The following is a 17,290-nucleotide window of genomic DNA, read 5'->3' as shown; positions in this document are numbered from 1 at the left end:
GCAAGGTTCGCTGCCCAACAACCCGTAGCGCCGCGCTCCGAGGCGGCGCGGGCATGGCGTCCGTCCTCGCCGGAGGCCGAGCCCTGGTCCCGGCCTGAGCGGCGCCCTAGTCTGCGCGGCGATGGACCCCGCCGCCGGCGCCCGCGATCAGCGCATCGCCCAGATCCTGCTCTTTCTCACGCCCGCCATGTTCACCGCCAACATGGTGCTGGCGCGCGCCACCGCCGACTTCATCCCGCCGGTGGCGCTGGCCGAGCTGCGCTGGTCCGGGGTCGTGCTGCTGCTCTTGCCCTTCTGCGGCGCCGAGCTTCGCCAGCGCCGCGACGCGCTGGCCCGCGAGTGGCGCGGCCTGCTCGTCCTCGGCCTGCTCGGCATGGGCATCTGCGGCGCCGGCGTCTATCTCGCCGCGGCCACCACCACGGCGACCAACATCGGCCTGCTCTATTCCTTTTCGCCGATCGGCATCATCCTGCTCTCGCGCGCCATGTTCGGCGAGCGCTTGAGCCTGCGCCAGTCGCTCGGCGCGGCGCTGGCGCTCGCCGGCATGCTGGTCATCGTGCTGCGCGGCGATCCGGCGACGCTGCTCCGCTTGAGCTTCACCACGGGCGACCTGCTGATCCTGGGCGCCGCCATGTCCTGGGCGCTCTACGCCGTGCTGCTGAAGCGCTGGCCCACCGCCCTCGGCGTCAACGCCCGGCTGACCGCCATCGCCGCGTCCGGGGTGGTCGTGATGCTGCCCTTCCTCGCCTGGGAGCTCGCCGTGAAAGGCCCGCCGGCCTTCGACGCCCGCACGGTGGCGGCCGTCCTGACCCTGATCGTCGTGCCGGGCGCCGGCGCCTATGCCGCCTACGGCTACATCACCAAGCACCTGGGCCCGAGCCGCACCGGGCTGATGCTCTATCTCTCGCCCATCTACACCGCCGTCATGGCCTGGCTGTTCCTCGGCGAGGACTTCGCGGCCCACCACTGGATCGGCGCGGCCCTGGCCCTGCCGGGGCTGTACCTCGCCACCCACAAACCGGCGCGGCCCGAGGCGCGCTGAGCACGCCTGTGCCGGCGCGGCCTGCTTGCGCCGCCTCCGCCGGATGCGCTTGAATCCGGCGGGGGAGCCATGAGCGACATCTCCGTCAAGGTCTTCCAGGCCATCGTCGCCGGCGCGGCGGCCGAGGGCGTGGCGCCCGCGGACCTGCTCGCCGCCGCCGGGGTCGATCCGGCGGATCTCGCCGATCCGGACAGGCGCTTCCCGCGCGCGGTCGAGGCCCGGCTCTGGTGCGAGGCCGCCCGGCTCCTCCGCGACGACGGCTTCGGCCTGCGCCTCGCGGAGCGGCTTCCGGTGGGCGGCCTCGGGGCGCTCGGCTTCGCGGTGCGGAGCAGCGCCACGGTCGGGGAAGCGTACGCGCGGGCGGCCCGCTACCTCCGCGTCGTGGCCAGCGGCCCCTCGCTCGAGATCCGCACCGACGGCGACGTCGCCCGCCTCCGCCACGAGCCTCCCCGGAGCGGCCCTTCGCCCTCGCGCCACGCGGTCGAGTTCTTCCTGGGCACCCTCGTCGTCCTCGCGAGGCGCGGCGCGGACCCGGCGTTCACCCCGGCCGCCGCGCGCTTTCGCCACGCCGCGCCCGCGCGCCTCGACGAGCATCGCCGCCTCTTCGGCGCCAGCCTGCGCTTCGGGGAGGCGCAGGACGAGCTCGTGTTCGAGCGCGCCTTCCTCGCGAGGCCCCAGGCGCACGCCGAGCCGGCGCTCTGCGAGGTGCTCGATCAGCACCTCGCCTCGCTCGCGGCCGCGTTGCCGGCGGAGGCGAGCTTCCTCGACCGCGCGCGCGCCGCGATCGCGGCCGAGCTCGCCCACGGCGAGCCGGCGCTGCCGGCGATCGCGGCGCGCCTGCGCATGAGCCCGCGCAGCGTCCAGCGGCGCCTCAAGGAGGAGGGGACCTCGCTCTCGGCGCTGCTCGATCGGCTGCGCGCCGATCTCGCGGTGCGCTACCTGAGCGAGTCGCGCGACTCCATCTCGGAGGTCGCGTTCCTCCTCGGGTTCTCCGAGGTGAGCACGTTCCACCGCGCCTTCAAGCGCTGGACCGGCGTGACGCCGGCCGCCTACCGCCGCGGCGCGGGGGGCGCTCGGCGAGGGCCAGACCGCGCGGCGCCGCGTCACTCCTCGAACAGCGCATCATAGGTGTACGGCAGCCCGCCATGCGCGGTGAGCTCGTCGAGCGTGTGCGCCTTTCCGCCGCCGTACCAGGCGCCCTCGCTGGCGGTGAGCGGGCTGAAGCTCCGATCGTCCCCCTCGAGCGGCGGCTCGTCCGCGTGCGCCTTCTCCCACGTGTACCAGGTGCGATCGAGCTCGCCGTGGAGCATCCAGAACACGGGATCCACCGTCAGCTCGTTGAAATAGGTCACGGTGCCGCGCACGTCGGCGTTCGCCGGATCGAGCCCGCCCGCCCACAGGTGCATCCGGACGTGGGGCATGAAATTGAAGAGGCTGTAGACGTCCTTGACGGCGCCGACGAGCTCCTGGTCCGGCGCCGCCTTCTGCGCCTCGACGGCCCCGATCCAGCCGATCTCGAAGAGGGCGTTGGTCGTCTCCTCGCCGCTCTGGGAGCCGCTCGGGGGCTGCGAGAAAGCGTCGATGAGCGCCCGCACGGCCGCGCTGTCCGGCAGCTTCGCCTCCAGCACGGAGAGCGCCGACCGCGCCCTTGGATAGCTCTCGACGCGGAGCTCGGGGGTGACGTCGAGCGCGTCGTAGAAATCGGCGAACGTGCCCTCGGCGAGGATGCGCCCGATGTGCTCGGGCGCCGGCAGCGTGTCGAAGACAAGGTTCTTTCCCGGCCAGCGCCCGAAGGCGATCTCGTAGCGCGCGCCCACCTCCTTGCCGTGCCCGGCGTGCCCCTCGGGCAGGCCCGGCGGCACGATGGCTGTGCCGCCTCTGGGCTCGAAGCCGTGGACCCAATGCGGCAGATCCTGATCGTGGGCCGCGTCCCAGTACGGAATGAACAGGAGATCGGCCTCGCTCGGGTCGACGCCCTCTGCCGCGTCTCGCTCGCGGAGGGCGGCGCGGAGCATCTGCTCCGCCTCGAGGAGGAAGGCCCGGTGCCACGGCAAGAGCCGGTATCCGGACGCCTGGTCCATGACCATGACGGTCATCGGCGAGGTGGCCTGGAGATCGGCGCCGTGATGGCGGTTGCGGTGATGGTCGTAGTGCTCGTCATTGAAGACGTCGAAGAACCCCTGCGCCACGGCGTACTCGTAGGCCCGCTCGAACCTGTCGATCTCCGCGCTCGTCATCGCCGAAGCGCTCTTGCGGACGATCTGGTGAGCCCCTGGGGTCGTGTCACCGCTCGCGCCGCCGGCGTCCCCCGGCGCGTCGGCGCCGCAGCCGAGCGAGAGCCCGGCCCACGCCGCCGTCGCCGCGGCGATGATCCCACGCGCGGACGCTCGTCGATGCCTCTCACGTGTCATGTCCTGCCTCCTTCGGACGGGAGCTCCGTCGTCGATGGGATCGTTGATAAGGGCGCGAGCGCGGCCCCGCATTGGCCGAGCGCGACGAAAACATTGGCCCTCTGCGCCAGCGGGCGGCGCCGCGCCATGAGCGCCGCTCATGGCCGCATGAGAGGGCCTCGTTTGCTCGTCCCGCCCCGCCGGCGGAGCATGGCGCACGCCCATGAAGCCCTCCGACGCTCACCCTTCGTATCGTCTCCCCTGGCTGGCGCTCGCCGTCTTGCTCGCCGCGATGGCGGGCTGCCGCCCGAGCCCCGCCCCCCCGGCCGCTCATGCGGTCGAGACCACGTCGCCGCGAGCGACCGGCGCGCTCTCCTTCGCGCAGGTGCCGGCCGCCGACGGCACCCCGATCGCCTATGCGATCGCCGGCCGGGGAGAACAGGCGGTGATCCTGTCCCATTGCTGGGGCGGCAGCGCGGACCTCTTCCAGCCGGTGGTCCGGTCGCTCTCGGACCGCTATCGCTTCATCGTGCCAGACCTCCCCGGCCACGGTCGGTCCGGCAACGCCCGCCGCGCCTGGACCGTGGCGGCCTACGCCGGAGATCTGGAGACCGTCGCCCGCGCGTCCGGCGCGCAGCGGCCCATCCTCGTCGGGCACTCGATGTCGGGGCGCATCGTGGTCGAGGCCGCGCTCGGTCCGCTCGCGGGCAGGGTGCGGGGGCTCGTCTTCGTCGATTCGTTCCCCGACGTGGATCGCCTGCCGTCGCCCGCGGACCAGCGCGGCATGCTCGGCGGGCTGCGCGCCGACTTCCCGGGCGAAGTCCGCCGGATCGTGCGGGCGCTCTTCCCGCCCTCGGCGGCGGAGGGCGATATCGAGCGGGTCGCGGCGAGCATCCTCCGCGTCCGCGCGGACACGGCGACAGCGATCCTCGAGGAAAACCTGAGCTATCCGATCCGCGACCGGCTCTCGCGCCTCACCGTGCCGGTGTGGTCGATCGACGCGGACCTCATCCCGACCAACGAGCGCGCGAACCAGGCCCTCGTCCCGGGGTGGCGCGCGCTCGTGATCCCGCAGGCGAGCCACTGGCCGATGATCGACGCGGAGGCGCGCTTCGAGGAGGCGCTCTCCGCCGCGCTCCAGGACCTCGCGCGCCGGTGAGCCCCGCCCGCGGGCGCGCGGCGGCTCTGCTAGGATCCGGCCAGCGTCCTCATGCCGAACAACCCCTCCCGGCGCGGCAGCGCCGCCCTCGTCGCGCCGCTGTCTCGTGAGCAGGATAGCCCCCTCTCGCTGGGCAACGTCCCCGAGCTCGAGATCGGCCTCCTGAAGACCCTCGTCGCCGTCGCGCGCCACGGCGGCTTCACCGCCGCGGCCGGCGCGCGCCGGCTCACCCAGTCGGCGGTGAGCCTCCAGGTGCGCAGGCTCGAGGATCTGCTCGGGGTCCAGCTCTTTCGCCGCACCGCGCGCGGCCCGCTGCTCACGACGGCCGGCGAGCGCCTCCTCGCCCACGCGCACCGCATCCTCCGGCTGCACGAGGACGCCGTGCTCGAGCTCGCCGGCCGGCCGGACACCGAGCGCCTCCGCGCCGCCGTCCCGGAGGACGTGCCGCTCGCCCGCGTGCGCGCGGCGATCCTGCGGGCGAGCGCCGCTTCGCCGCCGGTGCGGCTCGAGGTCTCCATCCTGCCCTCGCGCGCGTCGCTCCCCGAGCTGGGGCACGCGTTCGATCTGGTCGTCGCGACCCACCTCGACGCGGCGCCGGGCGCGGAGATCCTGCGCGTCGACCCGCTCGCGTGGGTCGGCGCGCTGCCGCGGGGCGGCGCGCCGCTCTCCGTCGCGCTCTACAGCGAAGGTTGCCTGTTGCGACACCGCCTGATCGAGGCGCTCGACCGGGCCGGCGTCGCGTGGAGCGTCGCGCTCGAGTCGAGCAGCCCGAGGCTCGTCGCCGGGTTCGCCGCGGCCGGGCACGGGGTCACGGCCGCCCGGCGGCGCTGGGTCCCGCGGGCGCAGCGCGCGCCGCTCGCCGCCTCGGCGAGGCTGCCTCGGCTCGGCTCCGTCGCGCTCGCGCTGCACCGCGCGCGCGTCCGATCGAGGGCGCTCTCGGCGGCCGCGGCGGCGTTCTCCGCGGCGCTCGCGCACAGCGGGGCTTGAGGCTCACGAGCGCCCGGGGATCACCTTGACGGTCGAGAAGAACGCCCGACGCGGCGTCCTCGCCGTTGCGGAGGATGCCGCGAAGCGGGCGATCAATAGACGACGAGGAGCTCGCCGCCGGCCGTCGCGTTGTTGCTCTCGATGAGCTCGGAAACCCAGGCGTGCGGGTCGACGATCGCGCCGAGGTGGTAGGCGCCCTCGGGCGCGTAGACGCTCGCCGGGAAGGTCGCGGTGGCGCACTGGCCCGGCCCGAGGTACGGCACCGGACCGCCGCCGGCGGGGACGTCGGCCGCCGTGACGGTCGCGTCCGCGGAGAGGCGCAGCTCGACGTCGGCGCCGTAGCTCGGCTGCGTGCCCTGGTTGCAGACGGTGACCTCGGCGCCGAAGCTGCCGCCCGGGAGGGCGCTGGGAGGGCCGCTCACGGCGGAGACGATGAGGTCCGGCTGGTTGCCGGCGCCGATGACGCTGCCTGAAGCGGCGTTGTTGGTCTCGTTCAGCTCCGGCTGCCAGCCGTGGGGATCGACGATCGCGCCGAGGTGATAGGCCCCGTCGGGGCCATAGACGCTCGCGGGGATCGCGATGGCGGCGCACTGGCCAGGATCCAGGTAGGGCGTCGGGGCGCCGCCCGCGAGAGCATCGTCCGCGGTGATCGTGGAATCGGCGGACACGCGCAGCTCCACCAGGCCGTGGCCCGGGGTCGTGCCCTGGTTGCAGACGGTGACCGAGGCGTCGAAGGTGCTGCCCGGCAGGGCGCTCGGCGGGCCGCTCACCGCCGAGACGATGAGGTCGGGCCAGGAGCCGACGCCGATCAGGGCGCCTGCTCCGGCGTTGTTGCTCTCGATGAGCTCGGAAATCCAGGCGTGCGGGTCGACGATCGCGCCGAGGTGGTAGGCGCCGTCGGGCGCGTAGGCGCTCGCCGGGATTGTCACGATGGCGCACTGGCCCGGCTCCAGGTACGGCACCGGACCGCCGCCGGCGAGGAAGTCGCCCGCCGTGACGGTCGCGTCCGCGGAGAGGCGCAGCTCCACGTGGGCGCCGTAGCTCGGCTGGGTGCCCTGGTTGCAGACGGTGACCTCGGCGTCGAAGCTGCCGCCGGGGAGGGCGCTGGGGGGGCCGCTCACGGCGGAGACGATGAGATCCGGCTGGTTGCCGGCTCCGATGACGCTGCCTGAAGCGGCGTTGTTCGTCTCGATGAGCTCCGGCTGCCAGCCGTGCGGATCGACGATCGCGCCGAGGTGATAGACCCCGTCAGGGCCATAGACGCTCGCGGGGATCGCGATGGCGGCGCACTGGCCAGGATCCAGGTACGGCGTCGGGGCGCTGCCCGCGAGAGCATCGTCCGCGGTGATCGTGGAATCGGCGGACACGCGCAGCTCCACCATGGCCTGGCCCGGGGTCGTGCCCTGGTTGCAGACGGTGACCGAGGCGTCGAAGGTGCTGCCCGGCAGGGCGCTCGGCGGGCCGCTCACCGCCGAGACGATGAGGTCGGGCCAGGAGCCGACGCCGATCAGGGCGCCTGCTCCGGCGTTGTTGCTCTCGATGAGCTCGGAAATCCAGGCGTGCGGGTCGACGATTGCGCCGAGGTGGTAGGCGCCGTCGGGCGCGTAGGCGCTCGCCGGGATCGTCACGATGGCGCACTGGCCCGGATCCAGGTACGGCACCGGACCGCCGCCGGCGGGGACATCGGCCGCCGTGACGGTCGCGTCCGCGGAGAGGCGCAGCTCCACGTGGGCGCCGTAGCTCGGCTGCGTGCCCTGGTTGCAGACGGTGACCTCGGCGTCGAAGCTGCCGCCGGGGAGGAGGCTCGGCGGGCCGCTCACGTCGGAGACGATGAGATCCGGTCGGTTGCCGGCGCCGATGACGCTGCCTGAAGCGGCGTTGTTCGTCTCGATGAGCTCGGCGAGCGAGCCCACCGGGTCGACGATCGCGCCGAGGTGATAGGCGCCGTCGGGCACATAGGCGTTCGCGGGCACGGCCACGGTGGCGCACTGTCCAGGGCTCAGGTCGCCTATGGGGCCGCTCCCCGCGAGCGCGTCGAGCGGCGTGATCGCCGGATCGGCCGACAGGACCACGTCGACGCTGCTGCCATGGCTCGGGGTCGTGCCCTGGTTGCAGACGGTGACGGAGGCGCTGAACGCGCTGCCGGGGAGGAGGCTCGGCGGCCCGCTCACGGCGGAGACGATGAGGTCCGGCCGATGGCCGACGCCGAGGGGCGCGCTCGATGCGGCGTTGTTGGCCTCGTTCAGCTCCTCTTGCCCATTGTGCGCATCGACGATCGCGCCGAGGTGATGGACGCCGTCAGGCACGTCGACCGTCACAGGGAGGCTCACGTCGGCGCACTGGCCAGGATCCAGGGGAGGCGCCGGACCGCCGCCGGCCGGTGTGTCGGTCCACGTGATCGCGCTGTCGCGAGACCAGCGCAGCGCCACATGGGCGCCGTGGCCCGGCCGCGTGGTGCCCTGGTTGCATACGGTCACCGTCGCATCGAAGCCGCTGCCCGGCAGGGCGCTCGGCGGAGCGCTCACCGCCGAGACGATGAGATCCGGCCGATGGCCGACGCCGATGACGGCGAGAGCCGCGGCGTTGTTGCCCTCGATGAGCTCGACGACCGCGTCGCCCGCATCGGCGATCGCGCCGAGGTGGTAGGCCCCGTGCGGTACGTCAGCGCTCGCCGGGAAGGTCACGGTGGCGCACTGCCCTGGGTCCAGGTGCGGCGCCGGGCCGCCGCCGGCCGGGAAGTCGGTCGCCGCGACGATCGCGTCCGAGGAGAGGCGCAGCGCCACGTGGGTGCCCTGGCTCGGCTGCGTGCCCTGGTTGCAGACGGTGACCGAGGCGTCGAAGATGGCGAAGGGCGTCGCGCTCGGCGGCGCGCTCACGGCCGACACGATGAGGTCCGGCTGGTCGCCGACGCCGATCTCACCGCCCGCAGAGGCGTTGTTCGCCTCGATGAGCTCGGGGACCCAGCTGTCGGGATCCACGATGGCGCCCAGCGTGTACGTGCCCTCGGGCACGTAGGCGTCGGCGGCGATCGTCGCGGAAGCGCATTGTCCTGGGCTCAGGGAGGGCACATATCCCCCGCCGATCCAGAAATCGGCGGGGGTGATCTCCCCGTCGGGCGAGAGCAGGAGATCGATCGCGGCGCCACCGCTCGGCTGCGTCCCCTGGTTGCAGACGGTGATCGACGCGTCGAGGCCGCCGCCGACGACGAGGCTCGGCGGCCCGATCACCGCGGAGACGACGAGATCCGCCTGGTGGCCGACGCCGAGCAGCCCGCCGGCCCGCGTGTTGTTGGACGCGTCGAGCTCCTCGTTCCACCCGTTCTCGCGCGCCACCGCGCCGAGGTGATGGACGCCTTCGGCGACACCCGCGCTGACAGGCACGGTCACCGAGCCGCACTGGCCAGGGTCCAACCACGGAACCGTCGCGCCGCCGATGGGCTGATCGGATGGATCGATCGCGGCGTCCGGCGAGAGCAGCACCTCCACGGTCGGGGTCGGGCTCGACATCGTGCCCTGGTTGCACACCGTGACCTCCACGTCGAAGCCGCCGCCGGGCAAGGCGCTCGGCGGGCCGCTCACGGTCGAGACGATGAGATCCGGACCGTCGCCGATGCCGATGCTGCCTCCCGCAGCCGCGTTGTTGGTCTCCAGGAGCTCGATCACGTCGTCGAGCGGGTCCACCACGGCGCCGAGCGTGTAGGCGCCGTCGGGCACGGTCGCGACGGTCGGGACGTCGACCACCGCGCATTGCCCCGGGCCGAGGCTCCCCAGCGGAGCGTGGCCGGAGAAAGCGTCCCACGGCGTGATCAGGTCGTCTTCCGACAGGCTCACCTCGACGTCCGCGCCGCCGCTCGCCGAGCTGCCCTGGTTGCACACGGTCACGGCGGTCGTGAAATAGCTGAGTGGAACAGCGCTCGCAGGCCCGCTCACGCCCGCGATCACGAGATCGGGCGCATGGCCCGTGAGCGCCTCGGCCGCCGCCCCGACAGGCTCGGGTCCGCGGGGCGCTCCGCTGCCCCCGCACCCCACGGTCATCGCCAGCGTGCCGGCAATGCAGCACGCCCATCGCTCCAGAGAGACTCGTTGGCTGAGCATAGAGCCTCATGAGATGCCGGGGCTGTGTCCACGTCAAGCGTCCGTGATCCCGCTATCGTGCCGTGGAGAGCGACCTCGCGGCGTCACGGCGGAACAGCAGGCTTGCGTTTCTCCGCGCGCTCAGGCGATCTCCTCCACCCTGGCGGCGACCACGAGCCCCTACGACCCCACCGGCACCGCCGCCGACGAGGCGCCGGGCGCCGCCGACGACCTCGCGCCCGGCACCCTCGCCGGCGAGTTCCTTGTCGAAGAGGCGCGGAGCCACGGCGGCTTCGCCGTGGTCTACCTCGCCACGCAGCTCGGGACCGGCCGCCCCGCCGCGCTCGAGGTCCTCCGGCCCCGCCTCGCCGCAAGTACCCCGCGCGCAGCACGCTGCAACCTCGCGCGTCGCCGTCCGCCAGGCCAGCGCCCCTTGCTGCTCGGTGCCGCTCATGGATCGCCGGATGTCACTCAGGGTCTGCCGCGGACGTTCGCGGCGCGCAGCGCGGCCGGCGGCCAGGCGTAGCGCCGGCGTACCTCGCCGGAGGCTCAGCCCGCTTCGGATGGCGGCGCAACCTAGCCCGAGCGGCGCCATTCGCCTGACTGGACAGCCGTCCCCCCTCCTGTGCGAGAATTTGCGAATGGAACGATCCAAGCCGAGGGTCCTGATCAGCTCCGATCCGCGAGACGGTGCATGGCGGGATCGGCTGATCGTGCAGCTGGACGTCCATGCCCTGCAAGGACTGCTCGACCCCTGGGACGAGCGCAGGATCAACGGCGGAGAGGCGCGGGACGCCGCGCTCCGCGGCGCGATGGACGCCGCGAGCGTCGCGATTCTCATCGTGACCGCGAACTTCCTCGCGTCCGAATTCCTTCAAACGGACGTCGTGCCGCACCTCCTGCGGAGGCGTGCACATTTCGGCCTGACCATCATACCGATCCTCGCCACACCGTGCGACTGGCAGAGCGTCGCATGGCTTCGTGGACTCGAGCTGCGCCCGCGGCAGCGCCGCTGTCTCTCCGAGGGAACGGAGCATCAGATCACGGCCGATCTTGCGGATATAGCACGGGAAGTGCGGCTCCTCATCAGCGGAGCCCACGAGCATGCATCTGCGCCGGCATACGCGAGGAAGCGTACGCCGATGTACCCGGATGACGAAACTCGAACCATCAGCCACAAACTGCAGATAGCCCGCATCCGCAAGGCGGAGCTAGCGTCGGTCGGGGCCAGCACCGCTGAGGTGGAACGCGAAATCCTCGACCTTCGCCGCCAGCTCAGGCGAGGGGGGCAACTCAAAGCGGGAGACTCTCTTGGAGACGGCCGGTACCTCCTGCTCAATCGCGTGGGGCGCGGAGGATTCGCTGTGGTATGGGAGGCGCTCGATCGGAACACGGCCACTCATGTCGCAGTCAAAGTTCTCCATTCGGACCTCGCGGGCGATGCCATCCGGCGCGAACGGCTCTTTCGCGGAGCTCGCGAGATGGCCGCGCTCCAGCACGCCGCGGTGGTGCGCGTCTTGGAGCCGCACGGAGAGGACGATGGGTATCAATATTACGTAATGGAGCTCGTGACGAACGGCGACTTACGACGAGCCGTGATCGAGCGGCGCGTTCGATTTGACGATATATTTCCGATCGTCTTCAAGGTCGGCGATGCTCTGGCGGAAGCTCACGCCAGAGGGATGGTTCATCGTGATGTGAAGCCCGCCAATATACTCATCGACGCTTCCGGTGAGCCAAAGCTCACTGATTTCGATCTGGTGAACGGCGCGCATACGACCGGGGGCACGCGGACAGGCGCGCTCGGCACCTTCCTCTACGCGGCGCCGGAGCTCCTCGAGCATCCACAAGACGCCGATGCGAGAGCCGACGTTTACGGGCTGGCCATGACTGCCATATTCTGCCTGTACGGCGGCGATCTTCCTCATCTGGTCTGGCGTGACGCCAATCAAGTCATCCGAGGGCTCCCGGTGAGCGATGGGGTGAAGTCGGTGCTGCAGCGGGCAACCGATTGGACCAAGGAAAATCGGCACTCTGACGCGCGCGCCTTTTGCGAGGCGCTGCATCGTTGCATGTCCGTCCGTCAGCTCAACAGCGGTGCACCCTTGAGCCAAGCGACCTCCCAGGAGATCGGTTGGCGCGCCAGTCCAAGCGTGACGATCGTCGATCCTCCTCCACACGTCCAGAAAGGAAATTCCCGCCGTTGGCTCTGGTACATAGGCGCTATGCCGGTGCTCGCGGTGCTCGTCGCTGCCTCAATCGCCGTCATCCATAGCATGACTGACGTGTTTGACGCGTTCCAATCGGACGCGACCTCCCACGACCTGCTTCCGGCGCAATCTGCCGGAGCACCGCCTGCAGCGCCGTCCCCGCAGGGGAGCGGCGAGGGCGAGGCGCTGAAGCTGGATGCCGATGCGCCGGAAACCACGCGCCAGGGCGCACCGGGACCTCCGACGAGCGCACGGCCCGCCACGACGTTCATCATCGATATTCCCCATCGTCGAACTCGAAATCCACGGGAGGAATAGGTAGTCGATGGCGACCGACGGAGGAGGGGCGCTGGACCGCGAGCGAGCAGCGGCCGTCGTCTCTCTCCTCCTGCGTCGCCTGCGCCCTGCTGGGCGCGGCGGGGTGCTACGCGCCCGCCGGCTGCGCAGATCGCGGACGCGCGCCCCGCTCAGAAGAACCCGATCGGCCCCGGCGACCACGGCAGCTCCACCGCCTCGCCGATCGCGGGCAGCGCGACGCGGCGGAGCCCCCCGTCGCGCCACGCGAGGAGCACGAGCCCAGGATCCTCGAGCGGTGCGCCCAGATCGACCTCGATCCGCGAGGGCCTCCCGTCCTCGACCTCCGCGACCCGGATCGTGGCGCCGCACTGGCGGACCTCGTAGCCGGGCGGGAGCGGCGCCGACGGCGCGCGGTAGAGGGTCTCGAACGCCCCGACCAGCATCGTGCGGCCGAGGGGCGCGAGGGTGAACGAGGACGGGCCGGTGCGCGTGAGGCGGTGCGGCGCCTTGGCCGTCGAGAGCATCGACCAGCACGAGAACGCCTCGGGCGACTCCAGGGCGAGGACCGCTTGAGGATAGATGGACGCCATCGGATCCGAGGAGGCGGCGAGGAAGACCCGCTTGCGGGGCGGCGCCCCGATCTCGGCGGTGCGGGCGACCTGCTCGAGCTTCCGCGCGGCGTCCGTGTTCGACAGGGTGGCGAGGAGGAACATCGGCGGCGCGAGCGCGACGTGCACGACGGCGAAGAAGCCCGCGCCGGCGCGGCGGGCCCACGGCGCGCGCCCGGGCGACGAGGCCGGGCGGAGCCCGCGCAGGATGAGGACGGCGAGGAGCGGCGCGATCCCGAGGTTCGGCAGCATCAGGACGCGCGACCCCGGGAAGCCGCCGACGGTCGTGAGGAGCGTGAGGAGCGCCCCGGGGACGAGCCAGCGCAGGGCGGCGCGCTCGCGCTCGGGGATCGCGGGCAGGCAAGCGCGGTAGAGCAGCGCGAGGCCGGCGGTCGCCGCGAGGCCGGCGGCGATGAAGGGGCCCACGGGGAGCGCGCCGGAGAGCTCGGAGGGCACGGTCAGGAGGGCGTTGCTGAGCAGGATGGGCAGGCGCTCCGCCGCCCTGGCGGCGAACTGGAGCGGGCTGGAGAGCGGGTCGACGTAACCGCCGGTGTGCGCGGCGCCGCCGCCCACCGCCTTGTAGGCGGCGAAGTACACGAGGAGGCCGAGCACCGGGAGCGCCGCGGTCGCCCGGGCGCGAACGCCGGCCGCGCGGCCCGGCGGCACGGGGCCGGCGAGCTGGTAGGCGACCCAGTACGCCGCCCCGCCGAGGGCCGCCTCGCCGCCGAGGAGCCCGATCCCGAGCCCGAGCGGGCCCAGGTACCGCCCGGGCTGCCAACCCTCGTCGCGGTAGCGGAGGTAGGCGAGGAGCCCGAGCACCACCGGGAGGGCCGTGAGCAGGAAGTGCTGGCACGAGATCCAGCCGGCCGGCTGCATGTGGCTCGCGCTCACCGCGAAGATCAGCAGCGCGAGCGCCGCGGTCGCGCGCGGGAGCACCCGCAGAAAGAGCCTGCCGGCGGCCGCGACCACCGCGATGTACAGCGCGATGGAGACGAGGTGGTACCCGAGCGGGGCGTGGCCGAAGACGGCGCGCTCGAGGGTGATCAGCGCGCTCGTCAGGGGCCGGACGAGGTGGAGCCGGAGCTCGGGATCGGTCCACCACGGGATCGCGGTGAGGGCGATGCTCGCCTGGGTCTTTTGCGGGTCGCCGCTGATGAAGTTGTAGAGATCGTACCAGGGGGGCGAGCCGGGGATCAGCTCGGCGAGATAGCACAGCAGGATGTAGTCATCGCTGTAGAAGCCGACGATCACCGTGAACGCCGCCAGGGCGAGCGCGAGGAGCAAGACGGCGCCGAAGAAGCGAGGGTGGCAGAGCCACCTCTCGAAGCGATGGGGAGGGGCCGGTTCCATTCGAAGCTGCGACATAGGGCACGCGCGGCGCGCCGTGTAGATGGACGCCGCGCGTCCCGCGCCGCGGCGCCGCACCCCTGCTTTCTCGCTCGAGCCTCCCCTATCGACGCTTCTGCGCCCGATCCGCGGGTGAGAGCTCATCCATGTCGAGATCGCAATTGCCGGTCTCGGTCGGAGTGCGGCGGCCGATCCGGCAGATCTCCTCGCCGCGGCGCAAGACGAGGGGCGCGTCGGGCGGCCGTCACCGCATCTCCGCGGCGGCGCCGCGGATGAGCTGCAGGAGGTCGCGCCGCATGTCGCCGCTCACCGTGTGGCCGACGCCCGGGTACCTCTCCAGCCTCGCCTTGACGCCGCGCCCGGCGAGCGCGGCGAGCGCGTCGCGCGTCGGGTCGAGCGGAACGCGCCGATCGGCGTCGCCGTGCAGCGCGACGAGCGCCGGGGCCGCCGGATCCGCCGCGCTCGCGCCGGACAGCACGGCGGGGGGGACCCAGCCGCTCACGGGGAAGGCGGCGCCGACCACGCGCGGGTGGTGCAGGGCGAGCGCGAACGTGAGCGCTCCGCCCTGGGAAAAGCCGGTCACGATGGCCTTGCCCCGCGTCGGCCGCTCGGCGGAGATCCGCTCGATCGTCGCCGCGAGCGCGGCGGCCGCGCGCAAGATGCCCTGTCCCACCGCGTCGCTCGCGAGCGCCTGCTGGAGCGGAAACCACGAGTAGCCGTCGCCGTACGGCGCGAGCCCGCGCGGCACGACGAGGCGCGCCTTGACGTCGGCGCCCGACAGGAGCCCCGCGAACGACTCGGGCCTGTCGCCGAGCCCGTGAATGGCGACGATCAGGGGGAGCGCCTCGCTCTTGTCCGCGCCGCCGGTGATCTCCTCGAGGAACTCGACCTCGGCGGGCGCCGCGGCGGCCGGCGCGCTCGCGGCCGGCGCGGCGGGCGGCGCCTCCTTCGCGGGGCCCGCCGGGGCGCCCCCCGAGGGCGGCGTCGCCCGCCGCTCGCAGGCAGCGACGGCCGCGAGCGACGCGAGCGCGAGCGCTGACCAGGTGGAGGCGAGCCGGGTGCGGTAGGTGCGCATGAGCGTCAGCCTGCTGAATCGTCTCCGCGGGAGCAACAGAGAACCTACATGAGGCCCCCCGCACCCAGAGCGGCGGATCGTCCCGCACCTGGTCGCCTGGGGCCACGCCGCGCTCATCGAGATCTCGCGATCTCCCGCGATTTCGCCCGTCGCGAGCATGGGAGTTCCGGTGATGTGCGATTTGTCCGCCGTCGGCTTGTCGCGACGCGTACTTTGAGCTCCAAACGAAACTGGCGAAACTGACGAACCTGACGCGATTTCAGGCGAGCAGGACGGTTTCTCATTGATGGTAGTTGAATCGATAGCTATGCTGGATGAGCTGCTTAGTCACGAGAGCTCTTAATCAGGAGAGGGCGATGACAGCACCGTCTTGTTCGATGAACGGCTCGCCGCGATGGCGGCGGGCGCTCGGCGCGGGGCTCTGCGCCGCGGCGCTCGTCTTCGCGGGATGTACGGGCCTCGTGGGCGATGGGGCCGAGGGCGACGGCGCCTCACCGGGCGGCTCACCGGGCGGCTCGCCGGGCGGTGAGCCCGAGGGCGGAGCGGCGTCGGCCGAGGTCGCCGAGCGCAGCATGTTCCCGCGGCTCAGCCACGCGCAGTGGGAGAACACGGCGCGCGATCTCCTGCGCCTCGACGAGCGGCCCGGCCTCTCGGCGTCGTTCACGACCGATCCGCTCGGCGGCGTGTTCGACAACAACGAGGCCGCGCTCCTCGTCACCCCGGGGCTCTGGAGCGACTACCAGCGCGCCGCCGAGGAGCTCGCGGCGATGGTGACCGCTGACCCGGACAAGCTCGCCCGGATCGCGCCCGCGGACCTGCCGGACGAGCCGGAGGCGCGGGCGCAGGCGTTCGTCGAGCGGTTCGGCGAGCGGGCGTTCCGGCGACCGCTCACGGACGGCGAGCGGGACACGTACCTCGCGCTGTTCCACCGGGGCAAGGAGCTCTTCGAGGGCGAGGACCCGTTCGCCGCCGGCGCGCGCGCGTCGCTCGAGGCGTTCCTGCAGTCACCCCATTTCGTCTACCGGGTCGAGCTCGGCGCCGGGCCGGCGAAGGACGGGCTCATCCCGCTGAGCGGGCACGAGATCGCGACGAGGCTCTCGTACCTCTTCTGGAACACGATGCCCTCCGACGAGCTCCTCGCGGCGGCGAAGGCGGGTGAGCTCTCGACCCCCGAGGCCGTCCGCGCCTACGCCGAGCGCATGCTCGACGACCCGCGCGCCCGCGAGGTCATCGGCGCGTTCCACCGGCAGCTCTACGATTACGAGCAGTACCACGACCTCAACAAGGACCAGGCGCTCTACCCCGAGTTCGTCCCCGAGATGGGGGACGACATGCAGCGCGAGGCGGAGCTGTTCGTGGAGCACATCGTCTTCGACGAGGAGGGGGGGCTCACCGACCTGCTCACCTCGCGCACGGCGTTCGTGAACGATCACCTCGCGGCGGTCTACGGCATCGAGGGGGAGTTCTCGGACAAATTCGAGCAGGTGGAGCTCGCCGGGGCGGAGCGCTCGGGGCTGCTCACGCGCCTCGGCTTCCTCGCGTCGAAGGCGACGGCGCGGCAGCCGGACTCGATCCACCGCGGCGTCTTCGTGAACCTCAGGATCCTCTGCGCCACGCTGCCGCCGCCGCCCGACAACGCGACGGGGCTGCCGCCGGGCGAGCAGGCCACCAACCGCGAGCGCGTCGAGGCGCACACGGGCAAGGGCACGTGCGGCGAGGCGTGCCACGGGACCTGGATCAACCCGGCCGGGTTCGCCTTCGAGCATTACGACGCGATCGGCAAGTACCGCACGACCGACAACGGCGTGCCGGTCAACGCCGCGGACGCCTACCGGTTCGGCGGCGCGCTGAAGAGCTACGCGGACGCGATCGAGTTCAGCCGGGTCCTCGCCGAGAGCGAGGAGGCCCACGCGTGCTACGCGCGGCGCTGGATCGAGTTCGCGCAGGGCCGCAACACGGGCGCGAAGGACCGGCAGGCCATCAAGGAGCTCGGCGAGGCGTCGCGCGGCGGCGCCTCGACCAAGGAGCTCATTCTCCAGCTCGTCTCGTCCACCTCGTTCCTCGCTCGAGTCCCCGCGGAGGCGCAATGATCACCCGACGAC

11 protein-coding genes are annotated in these 17,290 nt (G+C 72.4%); 7 read left to right on the top strand and 4 right to left on the bottom strand.

Going from position 1 to position 17,290, the window contains the following annotated elements:
* The first annotated feature begins 121 nt into the window (after nt 1-121).
* Nucleotides 122-1,042, top strand: a complete 921-nt coding sequence (locus WME83_RS25195; protein WP_437321830.1) for a DMT family transporter — start codon at nt 122-124, stop codon at nt 1,040-1,042.
* 69 nt (nt 1,043-1,111) lie between these two features.
* On the top strand, nt 1,112-2,170 hold the full coding sequence (locus tag WME83_RS25190) for an AraC family transcriptional regulator (protein ID WP_437321829.1): 1,059 nt from the start codon (nt 1,112-1,114) through the stop codon (nt 2,168-2,170).
* Here WME83_RS25190 and WME83_RS25185 read toward each other — a convergent pair.
* Nucleotides 2,146-3,453 carry a tyrosinase family protein gene (locus tag WME83_RS25185; RefSeq protein ID WP_437321828.1) on the bottom strand — a complete coding sequence of 436 codons (1,308 nt, stop codon included), beginning with the start codon at nt 3,451-3,453 and terminating at the stop codon, nt 2,146-2,148. The genes WME83_RS25190 and WME83_RS25185 overlap by 25 nt on opposite strands.
* Nucleotides 3,454-3,655: 202 nt before the next feature.
* Here WME83_RS25185 and WME83_RS25180 point away from each other — a divergent pair, with 202 nt between their 5' ends.
* Together WME83_RS25180 and WME83_RS25175 are read left to right on the top strand one after the other, a co-directional pair.
* The gene (locus WME83_RS25180; RefSeq protein WP_437321827.1) at nt 3,656-4,591 is read left to right on the top strand and encodes an alpha/beta fold hydrolase; all 936 of its coding nucleotides are present in this window, start codon (nt 3,656-3,658) and stop codon (nt 4,589-4,591) included.
* A 51-nt stretch (nt 4,592-4,642) separates the two neighbouring features.
* Nucleotides 4,643-5,578, top strand: a complete 936-nt coding sequence (locus WME83_RS25175) for a LysR family transcriptional regulator (protein ID WP_437321826.1) — start codon at nt 4,643-4,645, stop codon at nt 5,576-5,578.
* A gap of 92 nt (nt 5,579-5,670) precedes the next feature.
* Here the strand turns inward: WME83_RS25175 and WME83_RS25170 are convergent, their stop codons facing one another.
* Nucleotides 5,671-9,672 (bottom strand): CARDB domain-containing protein, encoded by a 4,002-nt coding sequence (locus WME83_RS25170; RefSeq protein WP_437321825.1) that lies wholly within the window; start codon nt 9,670-9,672, stop codon nt 5,671-5,673.
* Nucleotides 9,673-9,715: 43 nt separating this feature from the next.
* Here WME83_RS25170 and WME83_RS25165 point away from each other — a divergent pair, with 43 nt between their 5' ends.
* Nucleotides 9,716-10,177, top strand: coding sequence for a hypothetical protein (locus WME83_RS25165; protein WP_437321824.1), 462 nt, complete (start codon nt 9,716-9,718; stop codon nt 10,175-10,177).
* Between the two features lie 115 nt (nt 10,178-10,292).
* Nucleotides 10,293-12,179: a serine/threonine-protein kinase gene (locus WME83_RS25160; protein ID WP_437321823.1), complete on the top strand. Its 1,887-nt coding sequence runs from the start codon at nt 10,293-10,295 to the stop codon at nt 12,177-12,179.
* A gap of 149 nt (nt 12,180-12,328) precedes the next feature.
* Here WME83_RS25160 and WME83_RS25155 read toward each other — a convergent pair whose 3' ends face one another.
* Nucleotides 12,329-14,116, bottom strand: a complete 1,788-nt coding sequence (locus WME83_RS25155) for a hypothetical protein (protein WP_437321822.1) — start codon at nt 14,114-14,116, stop codon at nt 12,329-12,331.
* A 241-nt stretch (nt 14,117-14,357) separates the two neighbouring features.
* On the bottom strand, nt 14,358-15,188 hold the full coding sequence (locus tag WME83_RS25150) for an alpha/beta hydrolase (protein WP_437321821.1): 831 nt from the start codon (nt 15,186-15,188) through the stop codon (nt 14,358-14,360).
* Between the two features lie 356 nt (nt 15,189-15,544).
* Here WME83_RS25150 and WME83_RS25145 point away from each other — a divergent pair, with 356 nt between their 5' ends.
* Nucleotides 15,545-17,278, top strand: coding sequence for a DUF1592 domain-containing protein (locus tag WME83_RS25145; protein WP_437321820.1), 1,734 nt, complete (start codon nt 15,545-15,547; stop codon nt 17,276-17,278).
* Nucleotides 17,279-17,290 lie beyond the last annotated feature (12 nt).

The sequence above is a fragment of the Sorangium sp. So ce385 genome (assembly GCF_051474135.1).
GTDB lineage: Bacteria > Myxococcota_A > Polyangia > Polyangiales > Polyangiaceae > Sorangium > Sorangium cellulosum_D.
Note: the sequence above shows the minus strand (reverse complement) of the source record. Positions and strands in the feature narration are given on the sequence as shown.

Bases quoted from the DNA above. Each gene is read 5' to 3' on its own strand.
- WME83_RS25195 (WP_437321830.1), top strand. From the start codon at position 122: ATGGACCCCGCCGCCGGCGCCCGCGATCAGCGCATCGCCCAGATCCTG.
- WME83_RS25190 (WP_437321829.1), top strand. From the start codon at position 1,112: ATGAGCGACATCTCCGTCAAGGTCTTCCAGGCCATCGTCGCCGGCGCG.
- WME83_RS25185 (WP_437321828.1), bottom strand. From the start codon at position 3,453: ATGACACGTGAGAGGCATCGACGAGCGTCCGCGCGTGGGATCATCGCC.
- WME83_RS25180 (WP_437321827.1), top strand. From the start codon at position 3,656: ATGAAGCCCTCCGACGCTCACCCTTCGTATCGTCTCCCCTGGCTGGCG.
- WME83_RS25175 (WP_437321826.1), top strand. From the start codon at position 4,643: ATGCCGAACAACCCCTCCCGGCGCGGCAGCGCCGCCCTCGTCGCGCCG.
- WME83_RS25170 (WP_437321825.1), bottom strand. From the start codon at position 9,672: ATGCTCAGCCAACGAGTCTCTCTGGAGCGATGGGCGTGCTGCATTGCC.
- WME83_RS25160 (WP_437321823.1), top strand. From the start codon at position 10,293: ATGGAACGATCCAAGCCGAGGGTCCTGATCAGCTCCGATCCGCGAGAC.
- WME83_RS25155 (WP_437321822.1), bottom strand. From the start codon at position 14,116: ATGGAACCGGCCCCTCCCCATCGCTTCGAGAGGTGGCTCTGCCACCCT.
- WME83_RS25150 (WP_437321821.1), bottom strand. From the start codon at position 15,188: ATGCGCACCTACCGCACCCGGCTCGCCTCCACCTGGTCAGCGCTCGCG.
- WME83_RS25145 (WP_437321820.1), top strand. From the start codon at position 15,545: ATGACAGCACCGTCTTGTTCGATGAACGGCTCGCCGCGATGGCGGCGG.